27 protein-coding genes and 3 pseudogenes are annotated in these 23911 nt (G+C 62.0%); 19 read left to right on the forward strand and 11 right to left on the reverse strand.

Annotation, left to right across the window (positions count from 1 at the left end):
* The 5 genes and pseudogenes from C3B61_RS19910 to C3B61_RS19505 form a co-directional block, all read right to left on the reverse strand.
* The coding region (locus C3B61_RS19910; RefSeq protein ID WP_208858830.1) for a hypothetical protein at positions 1 to 323 on the reverse strand (323 nt) is incomplete at its 3' end.
* Between the two features lie 105 nt (positions 324 to 428).
* Positions 429 to 1295 carry a DNA/RNA non-specific endonuclease gene (locus C3B61_RS14715; protein ID WP_103461357.1) on the reverse strand — a complete coding sequence of 289 codons (867 nt, stop codon included), beginning with the start codon at positions 1293 to 1295 and terminating at the stop codon, positions 429 to 431.
* Between the two features lie 289 nt (positions 1296 to 1584).
* Positions 1585 to 2022 (reverse strand): DUF4232 domain-containing protein, encoded by a 438-nt coding sequence (locus C3B61_RS14720; protein WP_240632543.1) that lies wholly within the window; start codon positions 2020 to 2022, stop codon positions 1585 to 1587.
* 456 nt (positions 2023 to 2478) lie between these two features.
* A pseudogene (locus C3B61_RS14725) lies at positions 2479 to 2747 on the reverse strand (recombinase family protein); the annotation flags it as partial.
* A 371-nt stretch (positions 2748 to 3118) separates the two neighbouring features.
* Entirely contained in the window at positions 3119 to 3643 is a 525-nt protein-coding gene (locus tag C3B61_RS19505) for a hypothetical protein (RefSeq protein ID WP_133160311.1), read from the reverse strand.
* A 250-nt stretch (positions 3644 to 3893) separates the two neighbouring features.
* Between C3B61_RS19505 and C3B61_RS14730 the strand changes: the two genes are divergently transcribed.
* A complete protein-coding gene (locus C3B61_RS14730) occupies positions 3894 to 4844 on the forward strand; it encodes a hypothetical protein (RefSeq protein ID WP_088458250.1) in 951 nt (316 codons plus the stop codon).
* A 610-nt stretch (positions 4845 to 5454) separates the two neighbouring features.
* Complete coding sequence (locus C3B61_RS14735) at positions 5455 to 6213, forward strand: GAF and ANTAR domain-containing protein (protein ID WP_103461358.1); 759 nt, start codon at positions 5455 to 5457, stop codon at positions 6211 to 6213.
* A 639-nt stretch (positions 6214 to 6852) separates the two neighbouring features.
* On the opposite strand, the gene C3B61_RS14740 is transcribed toward C3B61_RS14735, so the two are convergent.
* Complete coding sequence (locus C3B61_RS14740) at positions 6853 to 7182, reverse strand: hypothetical protein (protein WP_133160312.1); 330 nt, start codon at positions 7180 to 7182, stop codon at positions 6853 to 6855.
* 246 nt (positions 7183 to 7428) lie between these two features.
* On the opposite strand from C3B61_RS14740, the gene C3B61_RS14745 reads away from it, so the two are divergent.
* The 9 genes from C3B61_RS14745 to C3B61_RS14785 all read left to right on the forward strand — a co-directional run bounded on the left by C3B61_RS14745 (position 7429) and on the right by C3B61_RS14785 (position 11768).
* A complete protein-coding gene (locus C3B61_RS14745; RefSeq protein ID WP_103461360.1) occupies positions 7429 to 7611 on the forward strand; it encodes a hypothetical protein in 183 nt (60 codons plus the stop codon).
* 673 nt (positions 7612 to 8284) lie between these two features.
* Positions 8285 to 8821, forward strand: coding sequence for an LPD29 domain-containing protein (locus tag C3B61_RS14750; RefSeq protein ID WP_088458247.1), 537 nt, complete (start codon positions 8285 to 8287; stop codon positions 8819 to 8821).
* 16 nt (positions 8822 to 8837) lie between these two features.
* Positions 8838 to 9137, forward strand: coding sequence for a hypothetical protein (locus tag C3B61_RS14755; RefSeq protein WP_208858831.1), 300 nt, complete (start codon positions 8838 to 8840; stop codon positions 9135 to 9137).
* 9 nt (positions 9138 to 9146) lie between these two features.
* Positions 9147 to 9356, forward strand: a complete 210-nt coding sequence (locus C3B61_RS14760; protein WP_088458246.1) for a ribonuclease PH — start codon at positions 9147 to 9149, stop codon at positions 9354 to 9356.
* On the forward strand, positions 9347 to 9724 hold the full coding sequence (locus C3B61_RS14765) for a hypothetical protein (protein ID WP_133160313.1): 378 nt from the start codon (positions 9347 to 9349) through the stop codon (positions 9722 to 9724). Before C3B61_RS14760 ends, C3B61_RS14765 begins: the two co-directional genes overlap by 10 nt.
* Positions 9725 to 9744: 20 nt before the next feature.
* Positions 9745 to 10122, forward strand: coding sequence for a hypothetical protein (locus C3B61_RS14770; protein ID WP_103461361.1), 378 nt, complete (start codon positions 9745 to 9747; stop codon positions 10120 to 10122).
* Positions 10123 to 10139: 17 nt separating this feature from the next.
* Positions 10140 to 10541: an RNA polymerase sigma factor sigma-70 region 4 domain-containing protein gene (locus C3B61_RS14775; RefSeq protein WP_103461362.1), complete on the forward strand. Its 402-nt coding sequence runs from the start codon at positions 10140 to 10142 to the stop codon at positions 10539 to 10541.
* A 19-nt stretch (positions 10542 to 10560) separates the two neighbouring features.
* A complete protein-coding gene (locus C3B61_RS14780) occupies positions 10561 to 11046 on the forward strand; it encodes a hypothetical protein (protein WP_103461363.1) in 486 nt (161 codons plus the stop codon).
* A 206-nt stretch (positions 11047 to 11252) separates the two neighbouring features.
* On the forward strand, positions 11253 to 11768 hold the full coding sequence (locus C3B61_RS14785) for a DUF4232 domain-containing protein (RefSeq protein ID WP_103461364.1): 516 nt from the start codon (positions 11253 to 11255) through the stop codon (positions 11766 to 11768).
* Positions 11769 to 12024: 256 nt separating this feature from the next.
* Here the strand turns inward: C3B61_RS14785 and C3B61_RS14790 are convergent, their stop codons facing one another.
* Together C3B61_RS14790 and C3B61_RS20180 are read right to left on the reverse strand one after the other, a co-directional pair.
* A complete protein-coding gene (locus C3B61_RS14790) occupies positions 12025 to 12414 on the reverse strand; it encodes a sigma-70 family RNA polymerase sigma factor (RefSeq protein WP_103461365.1) in 390 nt (129 codons plus the stop codon).
* 329 nt (positions 12415 to 12743) lie between these two features.
* The gene (locus C3B61_RS20180; RefSeq protein WP_279628311.1) at positions 12744 to 12872 is read right to left on the reverse strand and encodes a hypothetical protein; all 129 of its coding nucleotides are present in this window, start codon (positions 12870 to 12872) and stop codon (positions 12744 to 12746) included.
* Here C3B61_RS20180 and C3B61_RS20290 point away from each other — a divergent pair.
* The 3 genes and pseudogenes from C3B61_RS20290 to C3B61_RS14800 form a co-directional block, all read left to right on the forward strand.
* A pseudogene (locus C3B61_RS20290) lies at positions 12825 to 12995 on the forward strand (DNA/RNA non-specific endonuclease); the annotation flags it as partial. The gene C3B61_RS20180 and the pseudogene C3B61_RS20290 sit on opposite strands and share 48 nt — an antisense overlap.
* A 121-nt stretch (positions 12996 to 13116) precedes the next feature.
* On the forward strand, positions 13117 to 13260 hold the full coding sequence (locus C3B61_RS20085) for a hypothetical protein (protein WP_244285950.1): 144 nt from the start codon (positions 13117 to 13119) through the stop codon (positions 13258 to 13260).
* Between the two features lie 147 nt (positions 13261 to 13407).
* Positions 13408 to 13614 (forward strand): ANTAR domain-containing protein, encoded by a 207-nt coding sequence (locus C3B61_RS14800; RefSeq protein ID WP_165791186.1) that lies wholly within the window; start codon positions 13408 to 13410, stop codon positions 13612 to 13614.
* A 508-nt stretch (positions 13615 to 14122) separates the two neighbouring features.
* On the opposite strand, the gene C3B61_RS14805 is transcribed toward C3B61_RS14800, so the two are convergent.
* Positions 14123 to 14674, reverse strand: coding sequence for a MarR family winged helix-turn-helix transcriptional regulator (locus C3B61_RS14805; RefSeq protein WP_103461367.1), 552 nt, complete (start codon positions 14672 to 14674; stop codon positions 14123 to 14125).
* A 100-nt stretch (positions 14675 to 14774) separates the two neighbouring features.
* Between C3B61_RS14805 and C3B61_RS14810 the strand changes: the two genes are divergently transcribed.
* Together C3B61_RS14810 and C3B61_RS14815 are read left to right on the forward strand one after the other, a co-directional pair.
* Positions 14775 to 16415, forward strand: a complete 1641-nt coding sequence (locus tag C3B61_RS14810; RefSeq protein WP_103461368.1) for an MFS transporter — start codon at positions 14775 to 14777, stop codon at positions 16413 to 16415.
* A 142-nt stretch (positions 16416 to 16557) separates the two neighbouring features.
* On the forward strand, positions 16558 to 17832 hold the full coding sequence (locus C3B61_RS14815; protein ID WP_103461369.1) for an FAD-dependent monooxygenase: 1275 nt from the start codon (positions 16558 to 16560) through the stop codon (positions 17830 to 17832).
* 260 nt (positions 17833 to 18092) lie between these two features.
* On the opposite strand, the pseudogene C3B61_RS14820 reads toward C3B61_RS14815, so the two are convergent.
* A pseudogene (locus C3B61_RS14820) lies at positions 18093 to 18319 on the reverse strand (transposase); the annotation flags it as partial.
* Positions 18320 to 18352: 33 nt separating this feature from the next.
* The gene (locus tag C3B61_RS14825) at positions 18353 to 19249 is read right to left on the reverse strand and encodes an IclR family transcriptional regulator (RefSeq protein ID WP_241983595.1); all 897 of its coding nucleotides are present in this window, start codon (positions 19247 to 19249) and stop codon (positions 18353 to 18355) included.
* A 99-nt stretch (positions 19250 to 19348) separates the two neighbouring features.
* On the opposite strand from C3B61_RS14825, the gene dhaK reads away from it, so the two are divergent.
* From dhaK to ptsP, 3 genes are read left to right on the forward strand one after another with little or no spacing between them, the layout of a single operon-like run.
* Entirely contained in the window at positions 19349 to 20347 is a 999-nt protein-coding gene (gene dhaK / locus C3B61_RS14830; RefSeq protein WP_103461370.1) for a dihydroxyacetone kinase subunit DhaK, read from the forward strand.
* Between the two features lie 4 nt (positions 20348 to 20351).
* Positions 20352 to 20996 carry a dihydroxyacetone kinase subunit DhaL gene (dhaL, locus tag C3B61_RS14835; protein ID WP_103461371.1) on the forward strand — a complete coding sequence of 215 codons (645 nt, stop codon included), beginning with the start codon at positions 20352 to 20354 and terminating at the stop codon, positions 20994 to 20996.
* A 3-nt stretch (positions 20997 to 20999) separates the two neighbouring features.
* The gene (gene ptsP / locus C3B61_RS14840) at positions 21000 to 23450 is read left to right on the forward strand and encodes a phosphoenolpyruvate--protein phosphotransferase (protein WP_103461372.1); all 2451 of its coding nucleotides are present in this window, start codon (positions 21000 to 21002) and stop codon (positions 23448 to 23450) included.
* Positions 23451 to 23911: the final 461 nt, after the last annotated feature.

Below are 23911 nucleotides of genomic sequence, written 5' to 3' on the forward strand. Positions count from 1 at the left end.
TCTTCTATCCGAGTCGCTTGGGCCTGGGCGTTGACGACCTCAGCGCTACGGCGGGGTCCGTCACTGACGAGGGGGATGCCCTCGGAGTTTTCATCGAGCCGGCGAAGTTCTTCGTCCGTGAATTCCAGCGGAGGTTCCCAGACATCCGAGGTGAGACCTTCAGCCGTGTCGACGTTGCCTCTTAGTTCTTCGTCTATTTCAGTGGGCGACGCGGCCCCCTCCGTCGCAAGGTACGACAGAACCGCGATGGAGGAACTCGGAAGAAACCGTTGCCACCCGCTCTGGACGTAGACGAGGGTAAAGAGTGTCCAGGTGTCTCTCATTCCGAAAGAGTAGCTGCCCAGTTCCGGTTCGGGAACTTTCCGATCCTCTTTGCCCTCTGCTCGAGTCGGTAGGGGCGAGCGTAATGCGCCGCCACACCAGGTCCCCTAAAGGTGGATTCCTGACTCGTCCGAGAGCTCGACCCAGAGCCCACGGTCACCAGTGTCATTCCGCACGGCTAAGACCGGCGCCAAAACGTCAGCGTCGGCGAAGGTCATCAGGTCAAGGCCGGTCAGGCCGGCGATATCCATAATGGGCACTTGATATGTGCGGTACGGGCCAAGTGGGGGAGGAGTGCCAGCGATGAGCGCTTGGGCGCGAAGAGCGTCGAGATCAAGATCGGCCAGCTGCGGCCTTTGATCCAAGACGAACCCAGCGGTTTGAAGAACAGTGGCAGCATCAACCGTTGTCGTCCACGCCGCGACCTTCCAGAAAAGTTGAGGGATCCTGACACCGCGATACACCGGATCTTCTTCGAAGAGCACGGGTGCGGTGAAGACGCTGATGCGGTTCTTGTTGGTGTGTGCGTAGGTGAGGACGTGATCTTCGAGGCCGAGCCAAAGCTCTTTCGATTGGTTGAACGCCCCGGCTTGCGGGGCGGCATTGGTGTAGGCGAAGGTATCAGCGTTGGCCTGCTGGGCGGTTGCGGCGTCGCCCCAGACCGGGTCTCGACGCCGCACGAGGTGCCCGCGGTCCAGGTCGTTCTTCGCGTAGACGGCCTCCCCAGTCTGTTCATTGTTGGGGATGCGGGGGTCGAGGTGCCAGTCATCACCGCGGTCGACGTCGATGAGTTGGTCGCCGTTGATGTTGACACCGGTGGCGATAGCAAGGCGCCGGACGGGATCCAGAAGGATGGTGAAGTGTGTGTAGGGCAGTTCGCGAGTGATGGTTCCCGCGGACGGTGTGGGAAGCTGCAGCGGCAAGTCGAGGAAATTGTCGTCGTACCCAGTAGGAGAGAATATCGCAGCGTCCATGCCCACAGCTAAGCAGCCGCAATCGACATGTGAGCGACGACAAGGTGTCGCATAACCAACGATGAATGCCGAAAACCACTCCGGAGGTTGTGCGACCTAGTTATAAGACTCGGCCCGTCGCTAGATCCAGGCGATTTCAGAAGAAGCCCACATCACGGCTTTGAGACCTCCTATATCTCTAGGGTTTTGATACACCCAGTGCCCTCCACCGGCTCAGCCCGCCTAGCTGAAGTCTTGTCTCGTTGGTTCCGCTCTGACAAGTATGTGACCGACACGTGGCGCTTTTAGATCAGAAGAGACTGGTCGCGCTGATCCACGACACATTGTATGTAGCGGGTGTGTTGCACACGGTGACGGGACTTTCCAGCGTTATAGTCCGCGACGAATCCCAGTTGGGTGGACTCACTTTGGCCACATCGGCGACGGCGGTGGCACAGTCGTACGCTCCGGCATTGCTGAAATGGATGGTGCTGTAAGCAGACGCCCCAGGAGCGAGTTGCACCACCTCCGGCATGCCGCTGTCCGCCGCGCGCTTCCCAACGACCGCCCCCGTAGCGCTGTCCGCGAGGTTGAAGATGGAAGGCGCTCCCTCAACCAAACAGGCGTCGCCGCTGGTGTTAGTAAACGTAATCTCGGAGAAGAACGAACCGGCTCCGCTGGCCATCGGCTGCGCGGCGATAGAAATACCCAGGTTGTCTCCGTCGCACTCAGCGACTCCGACGGGCATCGGCGTCACATCCGGATCGTTTGCGGGGACCGAGGCTTCGCCGCTGGGCTCGGACTTCCCAGGATCAGGCGCTACGGGCGAAGGGGAAGCCGAAGGGTAACCGGTACTAGTGGGCGACGGGGTTGAAGACGCTGCCTCTCCGCTCTCCTGGCCAGCGCAGCCAGTCAAGAAGAATATGACGGCAATTCCGGAGCAGAGTGCACAAAGTTTCTTCATGATTTTCCTCGGATTGTCGTGATGTCAGTTGATGTATGTACCTGCGGTGTACGACTGCCGGGGCGGCGGCCTCGGGCGTTGGGTCTAAAGGTACGAGTCCGTCTGTGCAGAGCCTGGCAGCGGCGGTTTCAAACGGTGGAAGCAACAGGGGCTTTTCCTTCTTCGAGACTAGCTCGCCGAGCAGATCGGCTGGGGTGCCGCGGTTGAGAGTTTTGCGGGGCCGCTCGTTAAGTTCAGTGGCCGCACGCTGGCCTCTGCCAGCTCGGCCGATATGTCGCGCGCATTCGGCACCGACCGGGCGAGCCGATCGAGCTTGGTCACTACCAGGGTGTCACCCGACCTGCACGCAGCGAGGGCGCGCGCCAGGCCCGGACACGGTCACGGTTGGCGCCTGAGCGGCCCTGATCGACGTACACGCGCTCTGGCGCGACTCCCAGGCCCGTGAGGGCGTTGCGTTGCACTGTGAGGTCCTGCGCGTCCGTGGAGACGCGGGCGTAGCCGATGAGCATTGTCGGACCTGGTCAGGGGAGGCACCCGTTCAATGCTCAGCAACAACTGCAGTCGCAGGTGACAGCGCATTGCGCGGCACAACGCCTTTTCCTTTTTGTCGTCATTCTCCCGTAATGCACGTACCGAAAAAGGAAAAAAGTAGTGTCGGGTCCGACGGCGACCTTTGAAGGTGTACTCCTCCGACTCGGTGGGGGAGACATCTGATAGCCACCATTGCCACCATCATTGCCACTCATGAAACTGGACGGATCTTCAACTAGTTCTACGCTGCCCCCTCTTCTGACCATTGGAACCGCGCTTCAATGTACGCCGCGTCCGGAGAAGGATCCCCTATCGGGCAGCCGATGGGGCAACGCTTGCACGGTCACGACTACGAGAGTCGAGCTGCGTTGCGGGTGACAAGAGTCTTTCCCGTCCCAAGCTCGACATACATACGCACGCGGCCAACAGAGGTCCGCCTTTTTGCTTTTGTCACGCGCACAAGCGCTACGGCGTCCTGCAGCTCCGCGTACCACGTCGTGGATTCGCCGGGTTCGATCCATACGGGCAGTGCTGTGTTAAACGCTCCCGGATCGTTGTAGCCAACGCTGGGTAGCCCCTTGGCCTGGTGGAACCCGTAACGCACAACTTTTGTCCGTTGTCGCCCCACATTCGTCACCTCGACCGCTAGGACATCGGGGCCCGCCCACCCTTGGCTGCGCATCGACCCCATGTCACGAAGTCGGCCGTTCTTTTCGACATTGGCGGTTACAGCGCTGCCGCGCCCGAGCACTCCGCTTTTGAGGGTCACCCGAACACGTGCACCGTTCATCAACCAAATTGCTATTTGCCATCCCAGAGAAAGTCCGCTGACTATCAAGCTCAGCGAGGCTATAAAGACTGCGGTAAAGGTCATAGCTGCAGGTTATGGCCACCCCCCGGCACATGGAGAAACCAGGCCCTCGCGGAAGTTCGGCGCTGGCTGCCGTGAAAACCTGAACGGCTGCCGGTTGTGCTGGTAACCAGGTCGGGAAGCCCTCACACCCGGAGTTCCGACTAGGAGATGTCGGCGACGGGCTTTTGCACTCGCATTCGCTAACATGCAGATATCAAATGGATAGCATCTCCTCGCAGAGGGGTGTCTCAAGTGGTAAGAGTTCTAAACCGTGCTGGTAACCAGCGCGGTGATTATGGGCCATGATGGGCTGATGAGCATCCCGCAGACAGCAGCCAGCACGACGCTGAACCCCTTCCAGGGTTCTGCGCCTCTGGGCGCGCCTGCTCGGGAGGAATACGTTAAGACAATGCTCGCGCGCACCACCCGGACGGCTGTGCCGATCCGGAGTGCGTTTGTGCAGCGCTTGGCAAAGGACGCTAACGCCTCGGGGGAGCGAGGTTCGATGTTGGCGAAAATTGTCAAGACGAGGAGCGCAGTCCACCTAGACGCTTTCCTGTTCATCCACGCGATCGCGTCCAGCAGGGCGCCATACAAAGCCACTTACCCATCTCAGACCTGGGTCCGCGCACTCGGCCTGGACCAGGGAACGGGAGGGGGCACGGATGACGGGCTAGAAGCCGCCCAATCATCCTGGTCCAAGGTCGTCCGTCGCTTGGTCGACCAGGGCCTCATCCGCCGAGAACGGGAAGGGCGACAAATGTCCTACATCCTCCTGGATGAGTCCGGACACGGCTCCGAGTATGTCCGTCCCACGTCAGACAAGGTGCACGGCACATGGTTCTCCATCCCTCACGCGTACTGGTTGGAGGGGCACTACATGACCATGACGTTCCCCGCCAAGGTCATGCTGCTCATAGCTCTGTCGATGAAATCAACGTTCACTTTGCCCTTTGAACGTGTGCCGAAGTGGTACGGGATTTCGCAGAGCACCGCCAAGAGGGGCTTCGCTGAACTGACCAAGAAGGGCATCCTGTCTCACACGATCCAATGGAGAATCGAGCCGACTTCACCTGTGGGTTACGCCGAGATGCGGAGCTACGAGCTTCAAGGCGGGTGGTCTACGGCTTCCCGCAAAGCGGCCTCCACTCGGCCCACTGATGCCGTCTTATTTACGGTCCCCGCCACTAATAGTGGCGACGAAAAGTCGGTAGGAGAGTGATGGTCGAAACTGGGCGCGAGAACTCGCGGAACCCAGCGGAACTCACTCACTGCCGCCCAAGAGCTGAGGATAGAGACACTCCGGGTCTCCTTCCTTGTGGCAAGAAAAAAGCCCAGTCCCGTTACAGCGGTACTGAGCTTGTTCTTGCCTCCCAGATGGAAGAGCGCGGGATTCTACAGATCCCAGTGGTTTCAACTGGAACTGTACGCGGAAGTGAGTACGTGTGCAAGCTCATCAGAGCCCGCGCGTATGCCACCCGCACCCGCCTCGACCATCCTTCGTATTCGCCGGAGTTATCGAAGGACGGTGAATCCTATGACATGCACTTGTGCCTGCCACGGGGTCACAAAGAGCGAAGCAGGAAGGTGGGTAAGGATGGCGATTTCTATCGCTGTCACCCTCGCTAACCTGATTCGGCTGTTTGTGGGCTGAGTAAGTGCGGGGCTCCAGCAATCGGCTGGGGCCCCGCTTAATTTCCGCGGCACGAGGCGCGACCGTCAAAAAGTAAGCGTCGAGCTGCAAAATCTCGCTGGCCCATCCCCTATCGGACAAGCATGACGGTGTGCAACCCCTTTGCGGCCGGTGTGATCGCGCTCTAATCTCTGGGTGCATGGTCTCCTCACAACGCGAAGTTGATCTTGCAGACGTTTTTGTGCTCCTCGCCGACTCACTAAGCGCGGGCCACGACGTCGTTGACACCATGGACATCCTCGTCCAGGCCAGCACCGAATTCACCGCGGCGACAGACGCCGGAATTCTTCTGGCCGACAGCGGTGGCGTTCTTCACATTGTGGCGTCTTCGAACGAGCGTACGAGCGAGGTCGAAGAGGCCCAGCTTGGTTACAATGAAGGCCCATGTCTGGACTGCTTCGCTTCCGGGGAACCTGTAGAGGTTTCTGATCTCTCTGAAGAGGCCGGACGGTGGCCTCAGTTTGTTGCGATTGCCTTGTCGCGGGGATTCGATGCGGCGCATTCTTTCCCCTTGCGCCTGCGCGGTCACACTTTCGGGAGCTTTGACCTTTTTAGTTCCGCCCGCGAACCGTTCAGCGACCAAGACGCAGCCTTGGCGTTGGCCTTGGCTCAAGTGGCAACGATCAGCCTCGTCCAGTACCAAATCATCCACAATCAAGGCACAGTGAACGGACAATTACAGCAAGCGCTGAAGAGCAGGATACTCATCGAGCAAGCTAAGGGTGTTTTGGCGCAGCGCCACGGGGTGCCCATCGATGAAGCCTTCTCCTTGCTCCGCACCTACGCGCGCACCAGCAGCTCCAAGCTGCACGACATCGCTGATGGTGTCGTACATCATGGGCTCTCGTTCCAGGCGGAACGATTAAGACGACCGCTCGAGCGCCCTCGCCTGAAATAGAAATCCAGGGCTGCTTGCCTTGCGGCCGGCACGTCGGTCGGCTCCGTCGTCGGGTCAGTAAACGTACGTTGACCGATCCCCTACCGGTCACCGAATTGAGAGCTGCCGGGCACTACGTCCATCTCCAAAAGCTTCGCAACCTCAGAGGTTGCCATGCAGCGGTCCCGCCCTTCCCCAAGCCAGGTGTTGCTTAGTGTGCCGTCCCAAGATGAGGCGTGCACAACCAGGCGTTGTCCAGCGAAAGGGCCCGTGGCCGGACCGTAGACGAACGTGCGATCGGGCGGTGCCGGGTTGTCCTCGCCGTATCGCGCCCCACGCTCATCGACAAATGCGTATCCCAGTGCCATGGCTCACACCCTAAACCGGACCGCGAACACGTCGCGGGCTGCTGGCTCCAAGGAGCGCGCATAGGGAAACCGTGCCAGCATCCCTCATCGGTCACGATCACGTCTGCCGATGGTGTGAGTGGGGGCCGCTCTACTGGCGCCCTATTCAGGCGAAGAGACAGGGTGGAATCTCCCAACCCGAAAGTACCCAGCAAACTCACGGTAAGCTTTCAGGGAAAGTCCAGATTCAGAATCTAACTACAAGCGCAGAGTGGGAGGGGGGAAGGCGATGCGCGTCACAATTTTACTGGACCTAGACGGCCAACCCGCCGCGTTCGACGGCCGAAGCCCACACCCACGCGCGGTGCAGCCCGCGGTGTTCCCACTCGACGTAGACGGCGCGTTGGGTCCACGCCAGGGCGCGGCCCTGGACGTGCGCAGACATTGCGGGGGATCGCACCCACGCCAGAACGAGAATGGGCTCGGTGACCACAATTGCCGGCAGTCGGCCCAGCTCCTCCGCGGTGAGGCTGAACGGCCGAGCGGTGAACTCCTCGTACTCGGGCTCAACCTGTTTCAGGGTGTCGGCCTGCACGGGGGGTGCCGGTTGCGGGCCACTCGGGTATCTCTTGTTCGCTCCCATGCCGCAATTCCATTCGAATGTGTGTTCGATTCAAGGCACAATGTCCCAACGGACTCCAGCCCCGGCCCGGGGAACCGCATAGACGTACTGGCAGGACCGCCGACGGCGACAGGCCCCCTGCCGCGCATGTCCAGAAAGGAAGTGCCGATAGTACCTAGTAGCACGACCGTTTAAAGCACAGAGACCCCGTGAGGGGCCTGTGTCCGATAAACCTCCCCAAGAGGCAAACCAGAAAGAAGAAACACCATGACCGTAGCACCCGAACTGCTGCCCACATCTCCCGCATTCAGCGCAAGCATGCAGTTCTCACCCTCCGGGATGAAGATTGCAGGCGGGGGAGTGTTGGGCGCAACCTTGCTCCTGTGCGTGATCTCCGGCGTCCTGAGCTGGGACCAGGCCCTGACCGTTCTGGACTTGCTCCTCCCGTAGCAAGCTTGGGGAGTGGCCCTGTCGCTCTCCAAGCCCTCCAACGGTGGCCGGCGCCCTCGACTACTTAGCGGGCCTGACGTACGGCACCAGGTGATCCGCGGGGATCGCAGCTCGCAGTTGCTCGACTGCAGCCCAACTGTCAGGCGCTTCGACAGTGGCCGGCGTTGACTCAGCCGCGTCCCGTGGGCGGTGTGCCAGGTCCCAGTTCATCCCCCATTATCCGCCCACCAGATGGGCCGATCGGGAGCTAGACCAGGCGCACCAGGTCACACGAGGGACACCGCCAGAACGCGCTTGCCGGTGACCCGGTGGCCACCATCGGCACTAGGCACCGCTCGCAGTTCGGGGGAGCGCCCAAGGAGTCCGGTTCCATGCCGGCAGCATAGCCAACCTGCCGAGACCCGTTCTCGAGACGGGGAAATGCGGCGGTCTCGGTGCCCCGGTATGCAGGCCGGCGCACGGTGGCCTTTTTGCTTTTTCGTCTGGGGGATTGTTCACTTCGCGCTGCCGGCGTCAAGCCGTCGTCGCAGTTTCGGCAAAACTTTTCTCCCCCGCTGCGCTCCTCCAAAAACTTTGGCCTGCCAACCGCTCCTTGTGGCTTGACCCCGACAGCACTCCCGTGAGGGCGGAAGACCGCCGAAAAGGCAAAGAAACGTTGAGGGAGATAGAGAACATGATCGAATACATCACCACCAAGGACACTGCCAAGTTGGTTCGCGCCGCATTGAAGAACGCGTTTCCCGGAGTGAAGTTCAGTGTTCGGATGAGCACCGGCACCGCGGCCGCGTGGATGAACGTGAGCTACAGTGACGGACCCACCGAGCTTGAAGTAAAGGAAGTCACCAGCCAGTTTCAGGGCCGCAGCTTCAACGGGATGACCGACAGCTACGACGACAGCGGAACAGCGCTGATCGCGGGCGAGGGTGAAGAGATGCCCCGTGAGGTGCGCTACTGCTGTGACGGAATCCTCAGCCACCGCGAATACACCGCCGCCGGATACCGCGCAGCGCAGCACCTCATTAGGACCGAGAGCGACCACCGGGACCTAGTTCTGTTTACCCCCGAGGGCGAGCCGATCGACAGCGCAACGTTGCCCGATGGGCTGTACGTCGCGGGCCGTTACCTCGACTACCTCTACAGCCCCAAGCAGGTTGCCCAAGCAATCCTCCACCGCGTAAACCTCTGCACCGTCACCACACCCGTCCGATAGACCAGGAGAACCAGACATGCCCACAATCACCATCGACTCAGTTCCCGTCGTTGTATTTGTTGACGTTTTCGAGGAAGCCGACCTAGCCCGCGACCTGGGGCCGCGGTTAACCTGTGGCGAGGTCGAGGCCCTGTCAAACTTGCTCCGCGCAGTGGGCGCAACCGCCGCCGCCGACTACTGGATCGAGGCGCACGCCGCCACCGACGAGGAGGGGGACAGCCACTGCCGACCCGCCGAAGCTACGCCCGTCGAGGTCTTGGACATTGACCAAGAGAATCTGTCTAGTAACCTTGACTTGTTTAGTCAAGGTCGCTAGACTAGAGTCATGAACAAACGCGCGGTACTCAAAAAAATCAGGGATGCGGCCAAAGCTCGCGGCCTTGACTATCGAGAGGTCGAGCTGACTAACCACACCGGCATCGTGGTTGGAGAAACGCGAAGCACCATCGGGCGACATTCCGAAGTTGCGGAAGGAACCGCCCGCGCGTTTTACAAGCAGTTCGAGAAGGAACTAGGGAAGGGGTGGTGGCGGTGACGTACACATCACAGGCACACAAGGAGGGCCGCTGGTGGGTCGTGCAAAACGACCAGGTGCCCGGCGCGATCTCGCAGGTAACCAGGCTCGACCAGGCGGCCGAAGCGCAGCGGGAAGCAATCGCGTTTGTTGAAGATGTTTCGGCGGACTCGATAGAGGTTCTGGTGCGCGTGTCGATCAGCCCGGAAATCGACCGGGAAGTGCAGGAGGCTAGCGCGCTGCGCGAGGAAGCGCAGGAGCGCGAACAGCGCGCGTCCGAGCTGCGCCGCGGCGTCGCGCGCCGCCTAGAGGCGGACGGTTACACCATCCGCGACATTGGCGTGGTGTTGGGCGTTTCGTATCAGCGCGTGCACCAGCTCACCCACTAGACCAACGACCAGGAGACCCAATGTCAGTAAACGAAGAAGGCCGACAGACAGAAATTGCGGACGAGCTGGCCGAAGCGGCCAAGACCCTGGCGCACTCGACGCGCACAGTTCCGCGCCCCTCAGATTCTTACGAGCTGCTGGGCAGTCTCCAAGCCGCCCAGGAGTCGCTAGCCCAGGTCTATGCACATTTGGCAGGGTGGCACGGCGCAGCGGTAGACGGCACGCACTACAACGGCGAGGACGACCACGGCACCCCCGGACTTCCCGCAGTCGGCGCCGACGGGCAAGCCACGGGGCTGCTCGACCTGGCGGCGGCATCCGCTGCAACAACGGCCGACCTGGTCGCCAAGGCTCACGCAGCTAACGCCGTCGTGCGTTGGTTCGATGAAGTGAAATAAGAAAAGGAAGCACGACCATGACGACGCCCCGCACGATAGAAGCAACCGCATCCCACAAGGGCAACTGGTGGGAAATCTCCTTCCAGGATGATGACCTAGACACCGTGACTTCTACGCGCAACATCTACGACGTAGAGGCCACGGCCACCGACGCGGCCGCGCTCTGGCTTGACGTGAATCCCGCCACGATCGCAGTCCGCGTAACCTACGCGCTCCCCGAGGCCTACCGCTCCACCTGGGAGAGCGCCCAAGCTAAGACTGTGGCCGGCGAGGACGAAGCGGAAGCGGCGCAGATGCGCCGCACCGTGATTGCCAATCTCCTTGCAGACGGATACACACTCGAAGAAGCCGGCAAAATTCTAGGACTATCCAAGGGCCGAATTCACCAGCTCGCGACCGTCCCCACACCCACCGCCTAACCAAGCGCGCAGCGAGAAAATGAAAGCCACGGAGGTAGAGCGGTTCGGGTCGCACGTCGTCAAGGGCCCTGCCGCCGATGACTGTTGGATATGGACAGGCGCGATCGCTGATGACGGTTACGGCCGGTTCTGGACGAAGGACGGCGACGACCAGAAGGTCTATCGGCCGCAGCGTTTCGCCTACCAGCTCGACACCGGAAAAGCGCTTCCGTCGTCGGTGCTGCTGCCGCACTCCTGCGACGTGCCTATCTGCGTGCACACCGTCAGAGACGCGGCAGAGTCGTACCTATCCGAGGACACCAACAAAACGAACATGCTCGACCGGGCGCAGAAAAACCGCCACGCTAACCGGTGGTCAGCATGGCAGTTCAATGGTCTTGCGCGAGAGGAAGGCGCGCAGCGCTCCCGCGATCTTCGAGACGTGATCCTCACCCACGGGTGGGACCCTGAGCGGATGAGCGCCGCTCTCGCCGGGGTAGAAGAAACGCACCCGCGCCTGTTCTAACCGTAAAGCCCGGCCCGGAGCCCAACGCCGCTCGGCTTGGGCGCCCCGGGGAAGCTGGGCGTGTGCTGAGGGTCTGAGAGACGAGGTGTTCCCCCTCATTTCTTTGGCTGATCAGCCGTACAGTGCTGGTAGGCAACTTGATAGGGGGGATTCAAGTGAACGGTCGACCTTGTCGATCCACCAGCGCACGGGCCGCCGTGACAGCGATGATCATTCTGGGGGCACTAGCGGGCTGTTCGCCGACGGTGCCCGATGAAAGCCTGGCAACGTCGGCACCGGTGGTAGGCACCACAGCCGGAGGCTGCGAGTTCGCTGCCACCCGTAAAGCGTTCGACCCTGAGCACCCTCAAAACACAGCCCTGTCTTACGTGAAGCTAGCCAACACCGGCACCACTGACTGCGAAGTGTCCGGCTTTCCCGATGTAGCCCTGCTCGATGCCAACGGGAACGTTGTCGGCGACCCAGCCGTGGAACGAACCACGGTCCCGGCTCGGACGCTCACCGTAAAACCGAAGCAGGCCGCCTACGTCACACTCAAAGTCGCTGGCCAAAATCTCTACCAGGACTGTCCGTTGCTCGGAGCGGCAACACTGCGGATCCGCCTGCCTCAAAGTAGCGAAGACATCCATGTTGATGTGGCTGATCTCAACATCTGTGATGGTGCAACCTCCAGGTGGCTGGTGTACAACCTCGCCGCCAGCCCGGATAATCCTCTTTCCTAACCGAAGCGGATCGACCCCACCTATACATGAGCTGTGCGATGAACCCGCTTCGCACGAGTGACGAGCCTGACCGGGGAATGGCGTCCGTTTGGGGATCCTCTATCGGACGCCGAAGGTGCAGACCGAGAGTGGCGGGGCCACTGCGGACACCGATAGCTTGTCATCCAGTAGGAGCCACAAAGGGGGCATCTCATCCCGTGGCGGGGCGCGCGTGCGAGCAACGTGCGGCGGGCGGCGTGATGGCGAGCCGCATCGGTTAAGAAAGCGGGTTGTCCGGGCTGGCCGCGATGTTGTACCCCAGCCAGTTGGAGGTGGCGTCATCGCAGATGTTGAGAGAGACAGCCGTTCCTCGGGCCAGGCGCTCTGCCTGAGCGTGATACTTGGCGTGGCGCTCCGCGGTTTCAATGATGATTGACCAAGGCGAGCCGTCACGCCTCGATAACATCGCCGCGTTTTGCCAGACGTATAGCCACAGGCCACACATGGCCTCGTCGACCGCGGCCGGGGACTTCAGATAGTGATTGCAGATCGCAAACGTCGGAACACACAACTGATCGTAAATCAGGCCGAACGCAGCCTGACTGCCCGAAGCCATGCTCAGCATCAGCTTCTGCTGATCGGATGCCTCGGACAATGCCGTCACCACACTATGCCGCTTCGAACGCCAGAATCGGATATCACCGCGCTACACAGAGGACCTCCGCTGCTGGCATGCACGGGCTCACGGCAGGCGAGGGGCCAAAGCTTGTGACCGGTCGATCTGCACCCGATGCCGGTTGAGTCGCTATGCCCACAGCACTCGCCGCCGGCACAATCCGGCCCCACTTTTGCCGATGAAACCACACCCCACCGAGGGACGTGACCCGACTGCAGCTGATTTACCGTCGACATGAAGGGTGCAGTATTTCCTCCTGCTGGATACAAACCGAATTCCTCCAGTTTCCTCTGACGCTGCCGGAATTTACCGACTGCGCCTCAATGCGTGCACTGCCCTGCACACAACTCACCGTACTCCTGGGCCCGCTGCGGGCCCTCGCGATCGCCACTGGCATCAACATCAACGGTGATCAGTTCGTTGATGTCGATCAGGGCGACAACTGGCATCTAGACCCGCTTATCCCGGCCGACAAACAGCTTGAAAAGGCCACCTATGCCAGGGACGACCTCGACCGCGGCTATCTCGCCCGGCACCAACACCCGGTCCGGGGCGTCGCCGCAACAGCCAGGCAAGCTAACACCGACACCTTCGCCTACACGAACACCGCCCCGCAGTCCGGGGCGTTCAACCTGTCGAAATCGCCTGCACTCCCCGCCGCTTGGACGGTTCCGGATGTTCCAAAGGCCCATCATGGATATCGTCGGCCTCACCGAACTCGACCTGGCCGATCTGTCCGACCCAGACGCTCTGGCGCAAATTGCGAACACTCGGGACGACGCAGGCCGTCGAGACGACTGGGTCAAGCTCCACGACGCAACAGGAATCCACTTCTAATCCGCAACAGCCAGTTCGGTTGCCGTCGAGTGAGGGCTATCGCCGTCGTTACAGATTCGTTATATGCATCTTGACCCATTCGAGGGGAGCAGCCCAGAATATAGGCGAACCTCATTACCCGAAACGAGGCGGAGAGCTAGGCGCGACGTGACCATCGAAAACCCGCAACAGATCAGGCGATTCGAGAGCTGGTACAACCCACAGGTGCATCAGGCAACTGGGGTGATCATCGCTCAAACCAACGCAAACCCTGACCAAGCGCTGCGATGTCTCGTGAGGCATGCTAAATCCACGGGGGTTTCAGTTGATGCCGTGGCCGCGGACGTTATCGCCGGCAAAATCACTTTCACCTAACGTCCTCGGTTAGCCCGGTGCGTAGGGGACTGCCCCGAGTTCAGTTGACTCAAAGGGTTAGTGGTTTCAGGCGGCTTTGAGGGCCACGTATATTGCCTCAAACTCGATCGGTGAGCTTACCGAGGCCAGATCCACCCGTTGTCATGTTCGCGCCGGCCTCCCAGGGAGAATTGCCGTTAGGTCCGGTGGCCTCGAGATACCGTGTCCCTATGCGGGACAACAAAGCGAACGCCGCTCTGATGCGACAACGGATTCGGACCTGATCGAGCGAGGCCTGGGCCACTGTCTCCCCGCCTTCTATGAGGCGGCGGGCGTTTCCAATCTGGCTGTCTATGACGATCCGCGGGCGACCGCCCATATCCTTCCTGGAGTTGCGGCGATTGGTGGTCGAATCCAGTATGACTGTGGCGGCTTTAGTGGGACCCACCGGGGCAATCTAAACGGGACTCACTTCGACGTTTTTGGGGTGTCTGGGGCGATTTAGGCCGGACCCACCCCTACGGTTTCCTCACCGGTCGGGATCCTTGGTGGGTTGTGGGTGAGGCGTGGGTGGTTCTTGTGGGCTGTTGATTCGGGCGGCAGTGGTGGCTGTGATGTAGCTTTCCATCGTTTCAGTCAGATCGCCGAGCATTCCCTCGAATTTCCCGAGAAGCTCGGTGGAGTGTTTTGCCAACACATCAGCGATCCGATCACCCAGCGGCTGGAAGAAGTCGTCGGCGATGGCCTGGACACCGGATGTGGAGTGGAGCGTCACGATGCGCCGATCGGCGTGGACTCGGCTGCGGAGTACGTGGCCGGCTAGCTCTAGACGGTTGATGAGTGTTGAGGTGGCTCCGGGGGTGAGGCCGATTTTTTCACTCAGTCTTGCCGGGGACAGCGCCGCGCCGCGTTCCTCCGCTGCGAGGATCTCAATCAGGGCAGTGGCGTCAGTGGAATGCAGGCCTTCGTTGGCCGCGAACTGGCGTGCGAGCTCCGAGTAGGTGGCACCGTAGGCGCGCAGCGCCTCATTGAGGCGTTCGCTCTGCTGAGGGAACCCGGCGTGCGGGACGCAGTTACCCATGAGGCCACCTTTCGTTAGGTTTCATAGCTCGATTGACATTACCATCATAAAGTAGTTTGATGATTAAATAGTTTTTTGGTGAAGTTACATGGAGGTTGGAATGGCTGTTTCTGCAGGAGCGCGGCGGTGGATCGGTTTGATAGCCGTCGCGCTGGGTGTGGCCCTTATCGTGGTGGATACCACCATCGTGAATGTGATCACCCCGTCGGTGATCGATGACCTGGGCATCAATTCAAGTCAGGCGCAGTGGATTCAGGAATCCTACGCGATCGTCTTCGCGGCGCTGCTGTTGGTCTCCGGACGAATCGCGGACCTGCGCGGCGCTCGAAGCGTGTTCATCGGCGGTGTTGTCATCTTCGGTGCCACCAGCCTTCTCGCCGGATTGGCATCAAATGGCGAGATTCTCATCCTTGCCCGCTTCCTACAGGGCATCGGTGCCGCCGCTATCCTGCCGACGTCACTGGCGTTGCTGAACCACATGTTCACTGGCCCGGCCCGTGGTCAGGCGTTTGCCGTGTGGGGTTCCACCATCGGTGCAGCCACCGCGCTGGGGCCGGTGCTGGGAGGCTGGCTCTCCGAGCACGCGTCGTGGCGGTGGGCGTTCGGGATCAACATCCCATTGGTCATCATCATCCTGGTGATCGCTGTTATCTTCCTCCCACAACCCCCGCGTTCTCGGGGAAGCGTCGATGGCCTGAGCGCCGTGTTATCCATTCTCGGGTTGGGCCTGCTTGCGTTTGGCCTCGTCGAGGGCCGCGTCTATGGATGGGTGATGAGCGAACAGCCACTCACACTGTTCGGTGCTACGTGGGGTGCCGGGCTCTCCCCAGCGTTCGTGGCGCTCGTGCTCTCTGTCGTGCTGATGACGGTCTTCGTGTGCCGTCAGGTGGTGATCAGCCGTGTGAACAGCAAGCACCAGCCGCTCATGGACGTGAAGCTATTCTCGATCTCGTCCTTCCGCAACGGCAACATCGCCACTCTGATCATTGGCCTGGGTGAATTTGGCATCATCGCCGTCCTGCCGCTGTGGTTGCAGTTCACTCTGGACTACACGCCGCTGGAAGCCGGAGCAACACTTGTCCCTATCGCTATCGGCAGCTTCGTTGCCAGCGGCATCAGCTTCCCGCTCTCCGCGAAGGTCTCTCCGCTGGCACTGGTGCGTATCGGTCTCATCCTTGAAGTAGTGGGACTTGCCGGCCTCGGCCTTGTTGCGGCCGTCACTGACGCGAATTGGTGGTTCATCGCCCTGGTCCTGTTCTTCTACGGGATCGGCGTCGGATTCGCCACGTCCCAGGTGACCAACGTGGTCTTGGCAGATGTTCCGGAAGGAGATGGCGGTCAGAGCTCGGGCATCCAGAGCACCTTCCGCCAACTGGGCTCGGCACTTGGTATCGCCGCCTTGACGACGGTATTCTTCTCCTCCCTGGGGAGCACCCTGCAGAACAAGCTAACCGAGGCCGGCCTCTCCGGGGCGGAGGCGAGCAATCTCAGCAACGCGGTCACCGACAGCGCCGGAGCCGCCATTGGGCCGCTGGCAGCGAACCCGGAAACAGTTTTCGTCGCCGATGCGGCGAGGGAAGCGATGACCCAAGCGATTGCGTTTGGTTCCTACCTCGCGGCCGGTTTCCTCATCATCGGGGTGATCGCCACCCTGCTCATTCCGAGCAAGCGGCTCACCGAGAAGGCACACGCCGACAGCGTTTCAACCGAGGCTCAAAAATCCGTAAGCGGCAAAGCGTGAACTGGGTGCCCAACTCGCCCGCCCTTCTGCTCTGAGCGGTGGTCTCCGCCTCCCGACCGCGGGGGCGGAGACCACCTCACTACCGGGGCCGGATTCACCGAATGAACCGGCAACCCTCGCCCACTCTGAAAGGAACCACCGCATGCCGAATATGCGTGTACTGATCTCCGGAGCCAGCATCGCCGGCCCCGCCGCCGCCTACTGGTTGGCAAGATACGGGTGGGAGGTCACCATCATCGAGCGTGCCGCCCAACTGCGGGTGGGCGGGCACAATATCGACGTTCGCGGCGCCGGACGCGAAGTGGCCCGCCGCATGGGAATAGAACAGACCATCAGAGAGGCGACAACGGGTGAAAAGGGGACACGGTTCATCAACAGCAATGGCGAAACAGTCGCCGAGTTCCCAGCCTCGACCTCCGACACCGCAGGTGCGACAGCTGAGCTGGAGATCCTGCGCGGAGATCTTGCACGCATCATCATTGACAGCAACTCCACGGGTGTCGAGTACATCTTCGGCGACGTCATCACCGGCGTCACCGAATCCGCCGACGAAATCACCGTATCCTTCCAACACGGGCCTGACCGCTCCTTCGACGCCCTGGTGATAGCCGAAGGCATCAATTCCCGCACCCGAGCCCTGGTATACGGAGACGAGCCAGTCATCAGACACCTCGGCCTGTACACGACATATTTCACCATTGACCGCACCCCCCACGATGACGATTGGGCGCACTGGTACAACACAACTCAAGGCCGGGCCGCTCTTCTGCGCCCCGACAACAAGGGCACCACCCGAGCCGCCCTCTCGTTCCTCTCCGGTCCGGAAGGATACGAAGACCTGCCCCCCAAACAACAGAAGACGGCAATACGCAACCGCTTCGCTGACGCCGGATGGGAAATCCCCCGCATCCTAGAAGGTCTCGAAAGCGCAGAGGACATGTATCTGGACTACATCGGACAAGTACACGCCCCGAGCTGGTCCAAAGGCAAAGTGATACTACTTGGCGATGCAGCCTACTGCGCCTCACCCATCAGCGGCATGGGCACCAGCCTGGCCCTCGTCGGCGCGTACGTGCTGGCCGGAGAACTCGCATCCCATCCCCACGACACCGATACCGCAAACCAAAACTACGAACGCCTCATGAGGCCATACGTCCACCAAGCCCAACAACTGCCACCCGGTGCCCCCCGCATAGCAAACCCCAAAACCCGACCCGGCCTGGCGGTCTACAACGCTGCGCTCAAACTCGGCGCAACCCGCGCATTCAGCGCACTGGGCGAAAAGATTTTTACACCACCGGCTGACAAGATCGAACTGCCCCACTACACACATCTGATCAAATCAACCTTTGTTTCCAACCAGAATTCCGATTCTCCTCAACAAATACCCCACGATGATGAGGATCATGTCTCCTGACCTCTCAGAGACCCGCATCAACAGACAAGGCATGATTGCTTCGATTTACCGGAACCCTTGGAGCAATAGTCATGACCCCGCTCACCCTCACCCCGGCCGGAATTCTCCCGACCGCGAGCTCCAACTCACCTGGCGGAAACCGCCGGGACCCGGCCGCACCGATGATGATCTCCGGCGGTACCGTCATCGCCCCGGAGGGCGTGCACTCGCCAGGCTGGGTCGATATCCGTGCTGATTGCCCCGTCGAGGACCTCGATGGGGTTGTTCCTGGTGGCCAGCTCGAGCATGGATACTTCGGAGAAGTAGCGTCGTTCGCCAGCTCCCCACTCGTCGTGCGGCTCGATCAAAACCAACCCGGCCAGGCGCAACAGAGCTGCAGCGTTGGGAAACACGCCGACGACGTCGGTGTGGCGTTTGATTTGTTCACCCGTTCCAGCGAGTTTGTGGACCAGATCTGGCGCCAGTGCCGCCGCAGGAACGCAGCGAACTCATGGTCGACACCATGGCCGGCGAGTCGCTCTCACGGCTCTGAATGCGCGACGACGGCTGGTTGGGGTGCCCGCGGCGGCCAGGTGCTGGCGCCGAGTTCCCGGGAGATGTTTCGGGCCGTTTCGCGCAAGCTATTCAGCACGCTGGATTCAGGAGGCCACTCGCTCGTCGGAACGACAACAGCGACCGCGGCAATGACAGTGCCGCGGGTGTCCACCACGGGCACCGCGACCGACGACTCACCCAGCACCGCCTCGTCCTCTTCGGTGGCGATGGCGTGTTCCGTAATCGAGGTTAACTGCATGGCGAGCTGGGCCGGGTCGGTGATCGTGGCGCCGGTGAGACTGCGGAGGGTTCGCCCCAGCAATTCGGAGGTGTACTCCGGGCTATACGCGAGGAGAACTTTGCCCATTGCCGAGGCGTGAGCAGGGATGGACAGGCCCGTTTCGGGCATCTGCTGGCTGCCGTCAGGGCGCTCGTTGTGATGGATGACGATGACCTCGTCGAACAGCTGTACTCCCAAACGCGTGGACAGTCCGGTTCTGCGCGCGAGCTCGACGGTCCAGCGCATGGCCCGCGCGCGCACATCGAGCGTGTCGAGGTAGACATTCGAGAGTTTGAGCAGGGCCGGGCCGAGCAAGTACCGGCTGCCGCCGGGCTCCTGCGCGACAAGGCCGTGACCCTGCAACGATTTGACGATGCCGTGCACGGTCGAGACCGGCAGTCCCAGTTCGGCGGAGAGTTCGGTGATGCCGAGGTGGCGTGCGCCCTGCAACGATGAGAGCACTTTCGCCGCACGATCGATGGCTTGAATCACATCTGCACCTCCGGTTGATCTCTTCAGTATGCTGCGCCATTGACACTTCTTCATAACCCGTGTTGACATCCACCATCCTTCCGGAGGATATTCGACATTGTCGAATTGCATTCTGTGGCTTGTATTGAGTTGCGGGCGAACGCGTCTCGCGGATCCACCTCGAAAAGTTCAACGGAGAGCAAACATGAAGGTATACCTGGAGGTCTCAACATGAAGAAACTGATCAATTCCCCGGAGACGGTTCTGGCCGATTCCCTTATCGGCGTGGCGGCCGCGCACCCGGAACTTCGCGTCGACCACGTCAACCGCATCATCTATCGGGCAGCCCCAACGAGAGTAGGCAAAGTTGCCCTGCTCTCGGGTGGAGGTACCGGTCATGAGCCCCTCCACGGCGGTTTTGTCGGTGTGGGCATGCTTGACGCGGCCTGCGCTGGAGCGGTCTTCACCTCGCCGACGCCCGACCAGATGCTCGAGGCGACAAAGGTTGTGGACAGCGGAGCGGGCGTGCTGCACATAGTCAAGAACTACACGGGTGACGTGATGAACTTCGAAATGGGCGCGGAACTCGCGGCGGCGGAGACCGGGATCACGGTTGCAGTTGTGGTCGTTAACGACGACGTGGCGGTCGAGGATTCAACGTTCACCGCAGGCCGCCGGGGTGTGGGCATCACGGTCCTGCTCGAGAAGATCGTGGGTGCGGCCGCTGAGGAAGGCCGCGACCTCGCCGCCGTCACCGCGGTGGCCCGCCAGGTCAATGAGTCCGGTCGCTCCATGGGAGTTGCCCTCACCAGCTGCACAGTCCCGTCGGCCGGGAAACCAACTTTCGAGCTCCCCGAAGACGAGATGGAGATCGGCGTGGGCATTCACGGGGAGCCGGGACGCCGCCGCGTGCCGTTGGCCGGGGCCGCCGAGGTAGCCCGCCAACTCGTCGAGCCGATCCTCGCCGACCTGGACTTCACCGGGGCCCCGACGATCGTGATGCTGAATGGGCTAGGCGGTACCCCGTTGATCGAGCTCTATGTCATGTACGCCGAAGTCCGGAAGATCCTCGACGCTGCCGGCATCACGGTCGCCCGCTCTCTCGTGGGCAATTACATTACGGCGCTGGACATGGCGGGCTGCTCTGTCACGATCCTCAAGGCTGACGAAGACCTGCTTCATCTGTGGGACGCACCGGTAAACACCGCCGGAATGCGCTGGGGGATCTAACACCATGACGAATGACACGATCGACCTTGATCAGCTCACCGGCTGGCTGACCCGGTTTCGCGATTTGGTGACTGAGAAGGTCGCTTACCTCACCGAACTGGATTCGGCCATCGGCGACGCGGACCACGGCTCGAACATGACCCGTGGCATGGGTGCGGTCCTCGAGAGAATCCAGGCCTCGCCGGTTGGCACCGTTGACGAACTGTTCAAGGGCGTGGGAATGACCCTGGTGACGTCGGTGGGTGGCGCCAGCGGCCCTCTGTACGGCACCTTTTTCCTGCGGATCGGTACCACGGCAGGACCGGTCAAGGCTCTGGACGCGTCCGGCCTGGCGGCGGCCCTCCGTGCAGGGCTGGATGGTGTCGTTGCCCGCGGCAAGGCTGAGGCGGGGGACAAGACCATGTTCGACGTTCTTGCTCCCGCGCTCGACGCGTTCGATGCCGCTCTTATCGTGTCTTCCGATATTTCTTCAGCAGCCCGTGCTGCCTACTCCGCCGCCCGAACGGGGCGGGATGCCACTGAACCTCTGCTCGCCCGCAAGGGTAGGGCAAGTTACCTGGGGGAGCGCAGCATCGGTCATGTCGATCCGGGAGCCGCGTCGACGTCGCTGCTCTTCCAAGCGCTGGCCGAGATCCTCGACGAGGAGTAGATCGTGATAGGAATCGTAGTTGTATCGCACAGCCCCCGTCTGGCGCAGGCAGCAGTGGACCTCGCGGTGGAGATGGTCGGGGTCAACGGGCCGGCCATCGCAATCGCGGCCGGTGCCAGCGAAGGCGTCATCGGAACGGATGCGCTCAAAGTCTCCGAGGCCATCGCCGAGGTGTCCTCTCCCGAGGGCGTGCTCGTGATGATGGATCTAGGATCGGCTGTGATGAGCGCGGAAATGGCGCTGGAATTCTCGGACGACCCCGATGTGCCCGTCCGGCTCAGCAGCGCTCCCTTCGTTGAGGGTCTAATGGCGGCAGTCGTGCGAGCGGCGGGTGGCGCCACCCTCGACGACGTGGAACGTGAGGCCCGAGGCGCCCTCCGCGCCAAGCAGAGCCACCTAGGCGACGAGGAGCCGGCCGGCCGTCCGGCCGATTCCGGCCCGGCGGCGGAACACACGATCCAGGTAATGCTGCTGAACCCCCACGGCCTGCACGCGCGACCGGTTTCGATGCTCGTCACCGCCATCAGCGCATTTGAGGCGACGGTGACGGTCGCCAACCTCCGCACCGGCAAGCCCCCTGTGCCGGCCAACAGCCCGACGGCACTGTTGGCCGTCGGCGCCCGGAAGGGCGACACGATCTCTGTCGCAGCGGCCGGACGACAGGCCGTGGCGGCACTCGAGGCCGTGAGCGACCTGGTCTGCAAGGGCTTCGGGGAACTGGAGACCACAAACGCTCCCGCGCCCATTCCGGCACTGCCCGCGCCGCAACCGGAGGCACCGCCCTCGACCAAGGCGGCGTCGAACCGGCCGCTAGGCGTAAGTCCTGGCCTAGCCGTCGGTCCGATCGTGCGGATGCAGGAGCCGATGGGTGAACCCGGACCGGCAGCCGAACTCTCCATGCGCGAACGGGAGGCGGCCGCGGAGAGAATCGTAACTGCCGCGACATCCGTTGCCCTGGCCTTCAGGGCCAAGGCGGTCCGGGTCAACGGAGCGGCGCAGGGGATTCTGGAAGCGACGGCGCTGATGGCGGCCGATCCCGGATTGATCGATGCGGCCGTTTCCCGGGTGACCAAGCAGGGTCACACTCCAGAGCGCGCCGTTTGGGCGGCCGTGGGTGAGGTCGCGTCGCTCTTCAGCGAACAGGGCGGGCTCCTCGCCGAGCGCATCCCGGACCTGCACGACGTGCGCAACCGCATCGTGGCTGAGCTGCTCGGCCGTCCGGCACCGGGCCTGCCGGATCGTTCCGAGCCATATGTGCTCGTGGCCCGTGACCTGGCGCCCGCCGACACGGCGCTGATCGACCCCAAAGTGTGTCGGGCGATCGTCACCGTCGAAGGCGGCCCGACCTCCCACACGGCCATCCTCGCGCGTGCCCTCGGCCTACCCGCCGTGGTGGCGGCCCGGGATGCGATGGACCTGCCCGAGGGGAGCGTGGTGATCGTCGACGGCACGACCGGTGAAATCGTCGTGGACCCCACCGACGAGCAAGTGGTGCGAGCTGAGGGACAGGTCGGCCGGGTGGTCACCTTCGACGGCGCGGGAGCGACCAGAGACGGGCACCGTGTGCAGCTCCTCGCGAACGTGGCTTCGCCGGACAGCGTTGCCGCCGCGATCGAGGCGAACGCCGAGGGAGTCGGCCTCTTCCGCACCGAATTCTGCTTCCTCGACCACGCCGAAGCTCCGGGACTCGACGAACAGGTCGCCGCCTACCGTCAGGTGTTTGCCGCATTCCCTGGGAAGAAAGTGACGATTCGAACACTGGATGCGGGCGCCGACAAGCCGCTCGCGTTCGTCACGGCCGCGGACGAGGTCAACCCTGCCCTCGGCATCCGGGGGTATCGCACCGCGTGGCAGCGCCCTGAACTGTTGGACACCCAGCTGCGGGCCATCGCCACGGCGGCGGCTGCAGAGGACGCCGTCGTCGGCGTCATGGCTCCCATGATCGCGACCGTCGACGAGTCTGCGGATTTTGCGGCCCGATGTGCCGCGCACGGCCTGCACAACGTGGGTGTGATGATCGAGACTCCTGCCGCCGCCATCACCGCGAGCTCAATCCTCGAACGGGTGGACTTCGCGAGTCTGGGGACCAACGACCTTGCCCAATACACCATGGCGGCCGATCGGCTGATGGGAGAGCTCGCCCTGCTAAACGACCCCTGGCAGCCAGCGGTCCTGCGGATGATCCGGGAGGCTTGCCAGGCCGGTGTGGTGGCTGGTAAGCCGGTCGGGGTCTGCGGAGAGGCCGCGGCAGATCCGATGCTCGCCGCCGTCCTGGTGGGGTTCGGGGCAACCAGCCTGTCGATGTCCCCGCGCGCCCTGGGTGGCGTGGCGAAGTTACTGCGTGGCGTGACGCTGAATCAATGCCGGGATGCCGCGATCGCCGCGGTTGCCGCCGGTAGTGCCGACGTGGCCCGGTCCGCCGCCGCTGTCCTGCTTGAGCCGACACGGGTGTAGCGAGCCCGAAACAACCCGCTAATCCGGTGGGGACCCGGACTGCTGCACTGCTCCGGAAGATGCCCGCCGAATCGTTGGACGATCGCTTGACTCGAGCGTACCCCCGGCGGCTCGGCGGGCATCTGCTGGTGCCGGGCCGCTCACGAGCGTCCGATTTGCACAGACGTGCATTGACGGTTTCTAAAATTAGAACCCATCTTCCAAAAATGCTGAATAGCATTCAGGAAATATGGCTTCGGAGGCGTATTTACGCCTTGAAACTGATTTTGTGGGCCTTGATCTCGGATTGGGCGAACGTGCCAGAATCCGCTCGAAGGTGCGTTCGCCCGGCCGCTCGGCGCAGGACGCCCGTTTTCGGCCGGATCGGCGGGCGTAGTGTGAAATCTGTGACCCGGAAGACCGGTTCACCGCTACCGTCCCACAAAGATGTAGACGCAGTTCAACCAGGAAGAAGGTCTACG

Origin of the sequence: Cryobacterium zongtaii (assembly GCF_002909375.1) — a bacterium.
GTDB classification, from domain to species: domain Bacteria; phylum Actinomycetota; class Actinomycetes; order Actinomycetales; family Microbacteriaceae; genus Cryobacterium; species Cryobacterium zongtaii.